A 12,935-nucleotide genomic window follows, 5' to 3' on the forward strand; every position below is an offset into this window, starting at 1 on the left:
GGTGGGTGGGGTCGCGGTATTTTGCCAAATCAGAAAGTCTTTTTCAGAGTTTCCTTAGCTTTGATAGCAGACCCATCCAGGTTAACCGCGCACGCTATCTTCAGTTCCGTTCCTTCTTTGAGTTCTTTCAACCACTCAATTGGCGCCGCCACCGATAAGCCATCCACTGAATCATTAGGCTCTCCCGACCTTACTTCCTTGCTGACGGGGTCACCATTCTTGTTAAAACCTGCAACCGTCACCCAGATCGGTTGCCCCGGTTCGAACAACGGCCATTTCACCGCGAGTATCCGCGCGTTGGCCGTGAGTTCTTGAACGTCCAGTTCATTACTGGTGTTGCTGTCGATATTCGGTGTTGGGAAACGAGGGTCTTCATCGACCATTTTCAGCACGCTCACCTTGATCGCGCCTGATTGACCAGCCTGACTACCATTGCGATTCAAACTCCAGCGCAGCTCGATCACCTTTCCATGCCGCGCCGCAAGAAACGCCGGGCTCAACACCGTGTTCACCCGTTTGTTGCTGTTGAATTCGACCAACGGGAACGGCGGCCAACCCGGCGGTGGATTGACCTCCTCCAGGTTTGCCTTGTCGCCGCTGAGCGCTTCAAGAAATTCAATGCGCACCGTCACGCCGTTCGGGTAGGCCAGGACATCAATCGGATCGATGGCCGGTGCTACAAGAAACGGTGGCGGCAGCTCCGTCAGCGCCGTTCCGATGCGTAATGTCAATTCCCGGGATTGCCCCAGCGGCACGCTGCCGCGATGAATACTGTAATCCGCGACCACCGTGCCGTTCAGGTTGGCGGTCACGTATTTTTTATCCACGGTGATGCGTACCGGCCGGCCGGCGGTGGCGGGGATCAGGTCGACATGATCACTGATGCTGCCGCCGCTGGCGGAGCCGCGCCAACGGTAGTTCACGCGATCCTTGTCCTGGGTGCCGAGGTACGGCACCACCAGCGTGGCGCCGGTGGGTGGCACGTTGTCCGGGTCGAGCACGTCGTTGGCATCTGCGCCCTCGACTTCCGGCCGGTCGAACGCCGGCAAGGGCACGCCGACCTGCATCATGAACGGCAGCGAATCGCGGACGCTCAACAGCCCCGTTTCGCTGTTGGTGACGATGTAATAGACCTTGACGTTCAGGCCGTTGAAGCGCTGGATTTCGGCATTGCTCACGCTGCGCAGGACGGGCTGATTGTCTGCCACGTTGCCGACCGGACGGGGATCTTCGTAAAAAACGGTGTCGTTACCGGGCGTCCGGGCCCACCAGATCAGGTTGATCAGGTCGCTGCTGCTGCGACCGGGATACCAAGGGATGTTGACGGTTGCCCAAGTGGTTTCCGGTGGCAACGTCCCGCCCGGTGCTTCGTCAACGGTAGGGGCGGCCAACTGAGTGATGTCGCCAATTACCGTGACACTGAGATTTTTCGAAGGGCGGTCGCTTTCACCGTTGCGACGGCGCATATAGCCGACCGAGGCTGCGCCTTTGGCGATGGCTTTGACGGCGGCGTTGGGGATGGTGAAATCGAGCTGGAAGGGCACGTACAACACCTCTTTTTCCAGCGGTCCGACGATGATTTGCGACCCTTGCGCCGGGGTGCCGATCCAGGTCAGGAGCACCTTGTCGCCCACCTCAAAATCATCCTTGGTGATGTACACGCGGGCGTTCACATCGTCATCCCCGAGCTGATCGAGGTCGATGCTGACGGTTGGAGTGCCGTTGACCAGCACCTGCGGTTCGTCCAGCCGATTGCCGCCGAGGTCCACCAACAGGTGATGTGTCGCCGACCACGGCGCACGCTCGTCCGGGTAATTGCCGCAGCGATCAATGACCTGATAAGCCACCGCCACGCGCGCTCCGTCTCCGGCCGCCTCGATAACGGCGCGACTGAAAACGACGTCGATCGGGTTGCCGATCGGGTCCTGCGCCTGCTGGGGCGTAACGACATGCACCACTTGCTGGCTGCCCCAGCGGGCGAGAATGCGGTCGTATCGGGTGAGATTGCGGTAGGGCACGATGTGCATCGTCACCCCGCTGGGCGGCAGGGTCTCATCGACCTCGTCATGGGAGAGGGAGAACTTGAGATCGGAGTGGCCGTCATCGCCCGGAATGTCATCGTACTCGCCAGGCCGCGTGAGTTTGACCAGCAAGGTCATGACGGGGGTCGAGTCCTCCGGGGTCTGGTTCTTGCGCGTGATCCGGTAGAAGACTGGCGTGGCGTCCCCCTCAAACACGTGGGCCTTGGCAATGGTGAAACTGACATCCCGGTTGACCTCGGCGTCGTTCTCGATGAGTTTGCTCCAGACCGCTGCACTGTCATTACCCCAGAACACTTCGGCATGGTCGCCAATGGACATGGTCAGCCAGGCGGGAATGACGCCTTGCAGATCGCCTTCCACGGCTCTGATGGGGATGCCGCCGTCATAGTGTTCGGCAGGGCTGAGGTTGACCAGTGCCGGAAAATACAGAGGTCTGAGGGCTTGAGGGGTTTGCTGGCTGGACATCTGGCGAACTCCGGTCGGGGGCTGGGTGACGGAGTTATTGAGCGCGCGTTGGAGGAATTGGGCACCTGTCAGATCTGACAGGTGCTGGCGGGTTTCCGACAAGTGGTCATGTGGGCTGAAGGAAAGAGGCGACAAACCGCAGCCGGGTTAAATGAGGTGGCGATTTTTTTATGCCTGCAGACATGTATCGGCCGTGAGGCCGCCTTCGCGAGCAAGCTCGCTCCCACAGGGATTGGGGTCGATCACAAACCTGTGCCTACACGCCGAACCTGTGGGAGCGGGCTTGCCCGCGAAGACGTCAGCAGCCGCAACGCCTCATTCAAGGCTTGTCACCAAACCGTGTTACTGCGGCAACTCCAGATTATTCATCACCCGATTCACCGCCAGTTCGCCGAGCATGATCAGTTGCGCAATGTCCAATAGCGTCCTGCGCTGCGACCTCTTCGCGAGCAAGGCCGCTCCCACAGGGGGGCTGTGTGATACCCCCAATCTGTGTTCATTGCGACGCGATTCCTGATAAATCAAAAGACTGCGACCTTCCGCCTGTCTGAAAAAGGCCTCTACCTGTTAGTTCTGACAGTGGACACAAAGGGCATTCAGCTATCCCATGTTCCTTGGCAGGTTTCCCGGGCAAGTCGCCTTCTGACCTGTCTTAAATATTCGCCAAGGAGAAGGTCATGCCAGAGAACTACAGAAAGCTTGAAGGAATGAGGTTCGAGTTCGTTTCCGGGGCGGTGGCGAAAGAGTCTGATCATATCGCTTGCACGTTCACTTTTAAGGCGATGTTGGACTTCACGCATTTCGTGCACATGAGCAATGCGTATGTGCCGGGCTATCTCGATTCGTATATCAATGCGATCAAGCCAAGGTTGGACGGGGTAGCCCACCATAGTCTCTACAACCGATTCAATAGTGCCGCTGGCAACATTGGCACCGTTGAAGAGTTGGTCAGGGTTTTCTCTTCGCCCAATAACTACTCCGATACATGGGGGAGCAATGGCACTGCCCTGCAGATGCGTTATCACAAACCACAATTTCACATGGTTGATGATCAGTTACAGGTCACGGGTGGGCAGGACTTTCGATGGGAGGTCGAGGGGGAGATCGAGCCGCAGGATGTGCCGGACATTTACTTTGTCTGGGCACTGATTGTGTTGAAGGCGTACCCAGAAGATCCTTTTCATCAGCCTGAGGAAATCGTGACCTTAGGCTATTCTGAGGAGGCGTTTGTCGACGTGGGAGGGAGTCCGATCCGTAAGGGTACGCGCTACCTGGTGGGCCGCGATTTGCGTCTTGGTGCGATTAATCCAGCGCAAATTTTGACTGCCGGATATCCGTGAGTGCGCGGTTTTTTCTGATTTTTGTTCACCTGCGCTAAGGGTGATAGTCGTCCTGCGTCTGTTTCGCGGTCGGCTCCATGGCGCCCAGCTTCTTTCAAGACACTTCCCCTGGAGCAAACCTCAATTTCAATCCCCGGCAAAAGTTGGAAGGCTTCTTGCAGTAGCCGCCGTGCGCCTGCTTCGGGCGTCAAAAGTTTGCTTTAAAGGAACGGGGAAAACCGGTGGATCGCTCTCAGTTATTCAACACTGCTCGCTCGAATGTTGCCGACCTCAGTCGAGGCAATCTGGGCGTGCCGTTGTTGCTGCTGGTCATGCTGGCCATGATGATGCTGCCGGTGCCGCCGTTCCTGCTGGACGTGTTCTTCACCTTCAACATCGCCTTGTCGATTGTCGTCCTGCTGGTCTGCGTGTACGCGTTGCGGCCGCTGGATTTCGCGGTGTTCCCGACGATTCTGCTGGTGGCGACGCTGCTGCGGCTGGCGTTGAACGTGGCCTCGACGCGGGTGGTGATGCTCCACGGTCAGGACGGCCACGCCGCCGCCGGCAAGGTGATCCAGGCCTTCGGTGAAGTGGTGATCGGCGGTAACTACGTGGTCGGTATCGTGGTCTTCGCGATCCTGATGATCATCAACTTCGTCGTGGTGACCAAGGGTGCCGGGCGGATTTCCGAGGTGAGCGCGCGCTTCACCCTCGACGCAATGCCTGGCAAACAAATGGCGATCGACGCCGACCTCAACGCCGGTCTGATCGACCAGAACCAGGCCAAGGCGCGCCGTCAGGAAGTCGCGCAAGAGGCTGAGTTCTACGGTTCGATGGACGGTGCCAGCAAGTTCGTGCGGGGTGACGCCATTGCCGGCTTGCTGATCCTGTTCATCAACCTCATCGGCGGCATGGCGGTCGGTATCTTCCAGCACAACATGAACTTCGCCGACGCCGGCAAGGTGTACGCCTTGCTGACCATCGGTGACGGTTTGGTGGCGCAATTGCCATCACTGTTGTTATCGACAGCGGCAGCGATCATGGTGACCCGTGCTTCCGGTTCGGAAGACATGGGCAAGCAGATCAACCGGCAGATGTTCGCTTCGCCCAAAGCACTGGCAGTGGCGGCTGGTCTGATGGCGGTCATGGGCTTGGTGCCGGGCATGCCGCACTTCTCGTTCCTGAGCATGGCCGCGCTGGCGGCCGGTGGCGCGTACCTGTTCTGGAAAAAGCAGAACGTCGCCAAGGTTCAGGCCCTGCAAGAGGTTCAGCGTCAGCAGGAACTGCTGCCGTCGCCGGCCCGCGCCATGGAAACCAAGGAGCTGGGCTGGGATGACGTGACGCCGATCGACATGATCGGCCTGGAAGTTGGCTATCGCCTGATCCCGCTGGTCGATCGCAATCAGGGCGGGCAGTTGCTGGCGCGGATCAAGGGCGTGCGCAAGAAGCTCTCGCAGGACCTGGGCTTCCTGATGCCGACCGTGCATATCCGTGACAACCTCGATCTGGCGCCGAGTGCCTACCGCCTGACCCTGATGGGCGTGATCCTGGCCGAAGCCGAAATCTACCCGGATCGCGAACTGGCGATCAACCCGGGGCAGGTCTACGGCACGCTCAACGGCATTACCGCCAAAGATCCGGCTTTCGGCCTGGAGGCGGTGTGGATCGAAGTCAGCCAGCGCGCGCAGGCGCAATCGCTCGGGTACACCGTGGTCGACGCCAGTACCGTGGTCGCGACGCACTTGAACCAGATTCTGTACAAACACTCCAGTGAGCTGATCGGCCACGAAGAAGTGCAGCAACTCATGCAATTGCTGGCCAAAAGCTCGCCGAAACTGGCTGAAGAGCTGGTGCCGGGTGTGGTGTCGCTGTCGCAATTGCTCAAGGTGCTGCAGGCATTGCTGGCCGAACACGTGCCGGTACGCGACATCCGCAGCATTGCCGAAGCCATCGCCAACAACGCCGCCAAGAGTCAAGATACCGCCGCTTTGGTGGCCGCCGTACGCGTCGGCGTATCCCGCGCCATCGTCCAAAGCATTGTAGGCACTGACTCCGAGCTGCCTGTGATCACCTTGGAACCAAGGTTGGAACAAATATTGCTCAATAGTCTGCAGAAGGCAGGACAAGGCTCGGAAGAGGGCGTTCTGCTGGAGCCAAGCATGGCCGAGAAGCTGCAGCGTTCGCTCATCGAAGCGGCGCAGCGCCAGGAAATGCAAGGTCAACCGGTGATCCTGTTGGTAGCAGGCCCGATCCGCGCGATGCTCTCGCGTTTCGGTCGCCTCGCCGTCCCGGGGCTGCACGTGTTGGCCTACCAGGAAATTCCGGACAACAAGCAAGTGACCATCGTTGCGACAGTAGGGCCCAACGGCTGAGGTAGTGGTTTATGCAAGTTAAGCGTTTTTTCGCCGCCGATATGCGTCAGGCCATGAAGCTGGTTCGTGATGAGCTGGGCGCTGATGCCGCCATCATTGGCAACCGCCGCATTGCCGGCGGCGTCGAGCTGACGGCGGCGCTGGATTACAAGTTGTCGGCGCTGGCGCCACGGGTGCCGAACATGGAACTCGAGGACGAACTGCGCAAGACCCAGTCGCGCATCGTCACCGCTCAGGCCGAACTGAGCCTGCGTGGCGAAGCCGATGGCAATAGCAATCGCCAGATCTTTGCCGGGCTGCCGTTGACGGCCGGCCTGCCACTGACCGCTGCCGAGCCGTTGAGCGAACCGACCTACGCCGCCCCGGCGCGTCCGGCGCCGGCAGCTGCACCAGCATCGGCGGGTGTCGATCCGCGTGCGCTGGATTCGATGCGTTTCGAATTGAACAGTCTGCGTGAGCTGATGGAAGTGCAGCTCGGCACCCTGGCCTGGAACCAGCTGCAAGGCAGCCGTCCGGCGCAAGCCAATCTGTATCGCCGCCTGCAGCGCATCGGTCTGTCCGGGCCGTTGTCGCGCGACCTGCTGGCGATGATCACCGACATCGAAGAACCGCGTCAGGCCTGGCGTATGCTGCTCGCGCACCTGGCGCGGATGATTGCCGTACCGGAAGTCGAGCCGCTGGAAGAGGGCGGGGTGATTGCCATGGTCGGCCCGGCCGGCATGGGCAAGACCACCACCCTGGCCAAACTCGCTGCGCGCTACGTGCTCAAGTACGGCGCGCAGAATGTGGCGCTGGTCAGCATGGACAGCTTCCGCATCGGTGCGCAGGAGCAACTCAAGACCCTGGGGCGGATTCTCAACGTGCCGGTGACCCACGTCGATCCGGGCCAATCGCTGGTTCAGGCGCTGGACCCTCTGCTGCGCAAACGCGTGGTGCTGATCGATACCGCCGGCCTGCAGGCCAGCGATCCGGCGCTGCGCATGCAGCTGGAAAGTCTGGCCGGGCGTGGCATCCGTTCAAAAAATTATCTGGTGCTGGCAACCACCAGCCAGAAACAGGTTCTAACCGCCGCTTATCACAGTTACAAGCGTTGCGGGCTTGCCGGCTGCATCCTGACTAAACTGGATGAGACGGCCAGCCTTGGCGAAGTGTTGAGCCTGGCGATCAGTCATGAACTGCCGGTCGCGTACCTGACCGATGGCCCACGGATTCCGGATGATCTGCATCTGCCGCGCCGTCATCAGTTGGTCAGCCGCGCCGTCAGCGTGCAAATGCAGGAAGAACCCAGCGAAGAAGCCATGGCTGACATGTTCGCTGATATCTACCACAGCCCGACCAAGCAGGTTGGCTGAGGTAATGAACAGTTTTTGTACCTACATCGATGGTCTGCCATGCATTGTTCCGGTTGTGAACGCGCAGCCAGTAATGTGGCCTCCGTCTATGCAAGACAAGGTAAAGAAATAACATGGGCAGCATGCATCCCGTACAGGTGATCGCGGTGACCGGCGGCAAAGGTGGCGTCGGCAAGACTAACGTGTCAGTGAACTTGTCTCTGGCGCTGGCAGAGCTTGGCCGTCGGGTCATGCTGCTGGACGCTGACCTGGGGCTGGCGAACGTCGACGTTCTGCTGGGACTGACCCCCAAACGCACGCTGGCCGATGTAATCGAAGGCCGCTGCGAGCTGCGCGACGTGCTGTTGCAGGGCCCCGGCGGGATCCGCATCGTGCCGGCCGCTTCCGGCACCCAGAGCATGGTGCACCTGAGCCCGGCGCAACATGCCGGTCTGATTCAGGCCTTCAGCGACATCGGCGACAATCTCGATGTACTGGTGATCGACACCGCTGCGGGCATTGGTGACTCGGTAGTCAGTTTCGTGCGCGCCGCGCAGGAAGTGTTGCTGGTGGTCTGCGACGAGCCGACCTCGATCACCGACGCCTACGCGCTGATCAAACTGCTCAACCGCGACTACGGCATGAACCGCTTCCGCGTCCTCGCCAACATGGCGCAGAGTCCGCAGGAAGGGCGCAATCTGTTCGCCAAGTTGACCAAGGTCACGGATCGCTTTCTCGACGTCGCCTTACAATACGTCGGCGCGGTGCCGTACGACGAAAGCGTGCGCAAGGCAGTGCAGAAGCAGCGAGCGGTCTATGAAGCCTTTCCGCGTTCCAAGTGCGCGCTGGCGTTCAAGGCGATCGCACAGAAGGTCGATACCTGGCCGCTGCCTGCCAACCCGCGTGGGCACCTTGAGTTTTTCGTCGAGCGCCTCGTGCAGCAAACGGCAGGGCCTGTGTTATGACCGCCAGCGGTATGAACTACTACAAGAAATCGGCACGTGACGCGCAGTACGAGTTGATCGAGCGTTACGCGCCACTGGTCAAGCGCATTGCCTATCACTTGCTGGCGCGCTTGCCGGCGAGTGTGCAGGTTGAAGACCTGATTCAGGCCGGGATGATCGGCCTGCTCGAAGTCTCGACCAAATATGACGCCAGCAAAGGCGCCAGTTTCGAAACGTACGCGGGCATTCGGATCCGCGGCGCGATGCTCGATGAAGTGCGCAAAGGGGATTGGGCACCACGCTCGGTTCACCGCAACACCCGTATGGTCAGCGACGCAATTCGCTCAATTGAAGCTAAAACCGGCCGTGATGCTAAAGATCACGAGGTTGCGGCCGAACTCCAATTGAGTCTCGATGATTACTACGGGATTTTGAATGACACGCTGGGCAGCCGGCTGTTCAGTTTCGACGATCTGCTGCAGGACGGCGAACACGAAGGGCTGCACGAGGATGGCGCCAGTGCTCATCTTGAGCCGTCACGCGATCTGGAAGATGAACGCTTCCAGGCTGCGCTGGCGGACGCGATTGCCAATTTGCCGGAGCGTGAGCGACTGGTGTTGGCGCTGTACTACGACGAAGAACTGAACCTCAAGGAAATCGGTGAAGTCCTTGGCGTCAGTGAATCGCGGGTCAGCCAGTTACACAGCCAGTGCGCGGCCCGTTTGCGGGGGCGTTTGGGGGAGTGGCGAGCGCGCTGAAGGCAGTGTGGGGACACTGCGAACGAGGCTGGTGCGGTGATGAACGGCACCGGTCTTGCTCTGTTGTGCTCCAGACAGTCATCGAGTGCTTTGCCGGATTGATTGAAATGGCGCGTCCAGGTGCTGGGCGCGTTTAAGACTGCTTGGAGGTCGAATTGGACAAGAACATGAAAATCCTCATCGTTGATGACTTCTCAACGATGCGGCGGATCATCAAGAACCTGCTGCGTGATCTGGGGTTCACCAACACCGTCGAGGCCGACGATGGCACCACTGCCATTCCGGTGCTCAACAGCGGAAGCATCGACTTTCTGGTAACGGACTGGAACATGCCGGGCATGACCGGTATCGACCTGCTGCGCCACGTGCGTGCCGATGAAAAACTCAAGCACCTGCCCGTGCTGATGGTGACTGCCGAAGCCAAGCGCGAGCAGATCATCGAAGCGGCCCAGGCCGGCGTGAACGGCTACGTGGTCAAACCTTTCACGGCTCAGGCGCTGAAAGAAAAAATCGAGAAGATTTTCGAACGCATCGGCTGATGAACGCGCGGGGGAGCTATGGAGCATAACGAATCTTCACAGGGCGATTTCGAATCGACCCTGAAAAAACACGCGGTCGAACTGGTCGAGAGCCTTGAAAAAGGCAGGTTCGGCGACGCTGTGCAACTGATCCATGAGCTCAATCAGACCCGTGACCGTGGCCTGTATCAGGAAGTGGGCAAGCTCACACGCGAACTGCACAGTGCGATCGTCAACTTCCAGATCGATCCGCACATGCCACAGGCCGAGGAAGTGTCGCAAATCACCGACGCCACCGAACGCCTGGGCTATGTGGTCAAGCTGACCGAAGCCGCGGCCAACCGCACCATGGATCTGGTGGAAAGCGCCACCCCGGTGGTCAATGGCCTGGCTGAAGAAGCCCAGGCGCTGAGCACCGATTGGGGCCGCTTCATGCGTCGTGAAGTCGGGGCTGAAGAGTTCCGCGAACTGGCGCGCCGGGTCGACGGTTTTCTGTCACGCAGCAGCACGGACAACCGTGCGGTGTCGAGCAACCTGAACGACATCCTGCTGGCTCAGGATTACCAGGACCTCACCGGTCAGGTGATCAAGCGTGTGACCCAACTGGTCACCGAAGTCGAAAGCAATTTGCTCAAACTCGTCCTCATGGCCAGTCAGGTTGACCGCTTTGCGGGCATCGAACACGACCGTGCCGCGATGCTTGCAGAAAAAGATCCACAAAAACATCTCTCGCAGGGTGAAGGTCCGCAGATTCATGCCGATAAACGAGAAGACGTTGTGTCCGGTCAGGACGATGTGGACGATTTGTTATCCAGCCTCGGATTCTAGAGTTTTGGAATTTTAGGTTTTTTGGGTTTTTAGACCTGTAGGAGCACCCCATTAATGAGCTTCGGCGCCGATGAAGAGATCCTTCAGGATTTCCTGGTTGAGGCCGGCGAGATTCTTGAGCAACTGTCCGAGCAACTGGTCGAGCTGGAAAGCCGCCCGGATGACGCAGATCTGCTCAACGCAATTTTTCGCGGTTTCCACACTGTAAAAGGGGGCGCCGGCTTCCTTCAGCTCAACGAGCTGGTGGAGTGCTGTCACATCGCCGAAAACGTGTTCGACATCCTGCGCAAGGGTGAGCGTCGCGTTGATGCAGAACTGATGGACGTGGTGCTTGAAGCACTGGACGCGGTGAACAGCATGTTCAGCGAAGTCCGTGAACGTGCACCGATCACGGCCGCCACTCCGGAACTGCTGGCCGCGCTGGCGCGTCTGGCCGAGCCGCAATCGGCGGACGAAGCTCCGGCTTCGCCGGTGGCCGAGATGATCGAAGAGCTGGTCGTCGAAGGCGATTCGAGCGATTCGGGCGACATCACCGATAACGAATTTGAACAGCTGCTGGATTCGCTGAACGCCGTCAAGGCTGAAGCCGAAGCCCCGGCCGCTGCTGCGCCTGCGCCGGCTGCCGATGCGGCCGCCAGCGATGAAATCACCGACGCCGAATTCGAGTCGTTGCTCGATCAGTTGCACGGCAAAGGCCAGTTCGCGCCAGACGCCGTGGCACCGACTGCGGCTGCTCCGGCGGCACCGGCGGCGGGCGACAGCTCGGACATCACCGACGACGAATTTGAAGCACTGCTCGATCAATTGCACGGCAAGGGCAACTTCGCCGTTGAAGCGCTGGAATCGGCTATTGCTTCGGCACCGGCTGCGCCTGCCGCACCGGCGGCCGCGGCTGCCGGCAGCGACCTGATCAGCGATCACGAATTCGAATCGCTGCTCGACGAATTGCACGGTAAAGGCAAGTTCACCGACGTTGGCGCCGCTGCTGCGGGCACCGCATCGACCGTGGCTGCGCCTGCTGCCAAGGCCGTCGCCGCTCCGGCTGCTGCGCCGAAGGCTGCGCCCAAGCCTGAGCCGAAAGCCGAAGCGCCAAAACCGGCCGCCGCTGCTGCACCGGCGCCGGCCCGTGCTGCCGCTGCTCCGCCGCCGGAAAAACCGGCGAGCGAAGCCGAAACCACCGTGCGTGTCGACACTGCGCGTCTCGACGAAATCATGAACATGGTCGGCGAACTGGTGCTGGTGCGTAACCGCCTGGTGCGCCTGGGTCTCAACAGCGGCGACGAAGCCATGTCCAAGGCCGTGTCGAACCTCGACGTGGTCACGGCGGACTTGCAGACCGCGGTGATGAAGACCCGGATGCAGCCGATCAAGAAGGTCTTCGGGCGCTTCCCGCGTCTGGTTCGTGACCTCGCGCGCCAGCTCAAGAAAGAGATCAACCTGGAACTGGTGGGTGAAGAAACCGACCTCGACAAAAACCTTGTCGAGGCCTTGGCCGACCCGCTGGTCCACTTGGTGCGCAACGCGGTCGACCATGGCATCGAGTCACCGGAAGAGCGCGAAGCTTCGGGCAAGGCCCGTGGCGGTCGCGTGGTACTGGCCGCCGAGCAGGAAGGCGACCACATCCTGTTGTCGATCTCCGACGACGGCAAGGGCATGGACCCGAACGTGCTGCGTTCGATCGCGGTAAAACGCGGTGTGATGGACAAGGACGCGGCCGATCGCCTGAGCGATACCGAGTGCTACAACCTGATCTTCGCCCCGGGTTTCTCGACCAAGACCGAGATCTCCGACGTGTCCGGCCGCGGTGTCGGCATGGACGTGGTGAAAACCAAGATTTCCCAGCTCAACGGTTCGATCAACATCTACTCGACCAAGGGCCAGGGCTCGAAGATCGTCATCAAGGTGCCGCTGACGCTTGCGATCATGCCGACCCTGATGGTCATGCTCGGCAATCAGGCGTTTGCGTTCCCGTTGGTCAACGTCAACGAAATCTTCCACCTCGACCTGTCGACCACCAACGTGGTGGATGGCCAGGAAGTGGTGATCGTGCGGGACAAGGCGCTGCCATTGTTCTACCTCAAGCGCTGGCTGGTCAGCTCCGCCGCTCACGAAGAGCAGCGCGAAGGCCATGTGGTGATCCTGTCGGTGGGCACCCAGCGGATCGGCTTCGTCGTCGATCAACTGGTCGGCCAGGAAGAAGTGGTCATCAAGCCATTGGGCAAAATGCTGCAGGGCACTCCGGGCATGTCCGGCGCCACCATCACCGGTGACGGCCGCATCGCGTTGATCCTCGATGTTCCAAGCATGCTCAAGCGTTACGCGACGAAGCGTATTTGAATCCGGGGCGGCGGGGCGACG

9 protein-coding genes and 1 pseudogene are annotated in these 12,935 nt (G+C 60.0%); 8 read left to right on the forward strand and 2 right to left on the reverse strand.

The genetic code is table 11. The annotated features are described in order from the left end of the window. Nucleotides 1-29: 29 nt before the first annotated feature. Both ACYZUM_RS04570 and ACYZUM_RS04575 read right to left on the reverse strand, forming a co-directional pair. Nucleotides 30-2,507 (reverse strand): hypothetical protein, encoded by a 2,478-nt coding sequence (locus ACYZUM_RS04570; protein WP_473061299.1) that lies wholly within the window; start codon nt 2,505-2,507, stop codon nt 30-32. Between the two features lie 342 nt (nt 2,508-2,849). Further along, a pseudogene (locus ACYZUM_RS04575) lies at nt 2,850-2,963 on the reverse strand (DUF6124 family protein); the annotation flags it as partial. Between the two features lie 221 nt (nt 2,964-3,184). Here ACYZUM_RS04575 and ACYZUM_RS04580 point away from each other — a divergent pair. From ACYZUM_RS04580 to ACYZUM_RS04615, 8 genes are all read left to right on the forward strand, one after another. Next, nucleotides 3,185-3,847, forward strand: a complete 663-nt coding sequence (locus ACYZUM_RS04580) for a hypothetical protein (protein ID WP_108182054.1) — start codon at nt 3,185-3,187, stop codon at nt 3,845-3,847. 221 nt (nt 3,848-4,068) lie between these two features. Beyond that, a complete protein-coding gene (flhA, locus tag ACYZUM_RS04585; RefSeq protein ID WP_041072957.1) occupies nt 4,069-6,198 on the forward strand; it encodes a flagellar biosynthesis protein FlhA in 2,130 nt (709 codons plus the stop codon). An 11-nt stretch (nt 6,199-6,209) separates the two neighbouring features. Further along, nucleotides 6,210-7,550 carry a flagellar biosynthesis protein FlhF gene (gene flhF / locus ACYZUM_RS04590; RefSeq protein WP_041072955.1) on the forward strand — a complete coding sequence of 447 codons (1,341 nt, stop codon included), beginning with the start codon at nt 6,210-6,212 and terminating at the stop codon, nt 7,548-7,550. A 113-nt stretch (nt 7,551-7,663) separates the two neighbouring features. Then, nucleotides 7,664-8,494, forward strand: coding sequence for a flagellar synthesis regulator FleN (fleN, locus tag ACYZUM_RS04595; RefSeq protein ID WP_003222917.1), 831 nt, complete (start codon nt 7,664-7,666; stop codon nt 8,492-8,494). Beyond that, nucleotides 8,491-9,231, forward strand: coding sequence for an RNA polymerase sigma factor FliA (gene fliA / locus ACYZUM_RS04600; RefSeq protein ID WP_007920004.1), 741 nt, complete (start codon nt 8,491-8,493; stop codon nt 9,229-9,231). Before fleN ends, fliA begins: the two co-directional genes overlap by 4 nt. 167 nt (nt 9,232-9,398) lie before the next feature. Beyond that, nucleotides 9,399-9,770: a chemotaxis response regulator CheY gene (locus tag ACYZUM_RS04605; protein WP_003183998.1), complete on the forward strand. Its 372-nt coding sequence runs from the start codon at nt 9,399-9,401 to the stop codon at nt 9,768-9,770. 18 nt (nt 9,771-9,788) lie between these two features. Further along, the gene (locus ACYZUM_RS04610) at nt 9,789-10,577 is read left to right on the forward strand and encodes a protein phosphatase CheZ (RefSeq protein WP_027613919.1); all 789 of its coding nucleotides are present in this window, start codon (nt 9,789-9,791) and stop codon (nt 10,575-10,577) included. A gap of 54 nt (nt 10,578-10,631) precedes the next feature. Further along, complete coding sequence (locus ACYZUM_RS04615) at nt 10,632-12,914, forward strand: chemotaxis protein CheA (RefSeq protein ID WP_108182055.1); 2,283 nt, start codon at nt 10,632-10,634, stop codon at nt 12,912-12,914. Nucleotides 12,915-12,935: the final 21 nt, after the last annotated feature.

The organism is Pseudomonas sp. m6p, assembly GCF_055760375.1.

Bases quoted from the DNA above. Each gene is read 5' to 3' on its own strand.
- ACYZUM_RS04570 (WP_473061299.1), bottom strand. From the start codon at position 2,507: ATGTCCAGCCAGCAAACCCCTCAAGCCCTCAGACCTCTGTATTTTCCG.
- ACYZUM_RS04580 (WP_108182054.1), top strand. From the start codon at position 3,185: ATGCCAGAGAACTACAGAAAGCTTGAAGGAATGAGGTTCGAGTTCGTT.
- flhF (WP_041072955.1), top strand. From the start codon at position 6,210: ATGCAAGTTAAGCGTTTTTTCGCCGCCGATATGCGTCAGGCCATGAAG.
- fleN (WP_003222917.1), top strand. From the start codon at position 7,664: ATGGGCAGCATGCATCCCGTACAGGTGATCGCGGTGACCGGCGGCAAA.
- fliA (WP_007920004.1), top strand. From the start codon at position 8,491: ATGACCGCCAGCGGTATGAACTACTACAAGAAATCGGCACGTGACGCG.
- ACYZUM_RS04605 (WP_003183998.1), top strand. From the start codon at position 9,399: ATGAAAATCCTCATCGTTGATGACTTCTCAACGATGCGGCGGATCATC.
- ACYZUM_RS04610 (WP_027613919.1), top strand. From the start codon at position 9,789: ATGGAGCATAACGAATCTTCACAGGGCGATTTCGAATCGACCCTGAAA.
- ACYZUM_RS04615 (WP_108182055.1), top strand. From the start codon at position 10,632: ATGAGCTTCGGCGCCGATGAAGAGATCCTTCAGGATTTCCTGGTTGAG.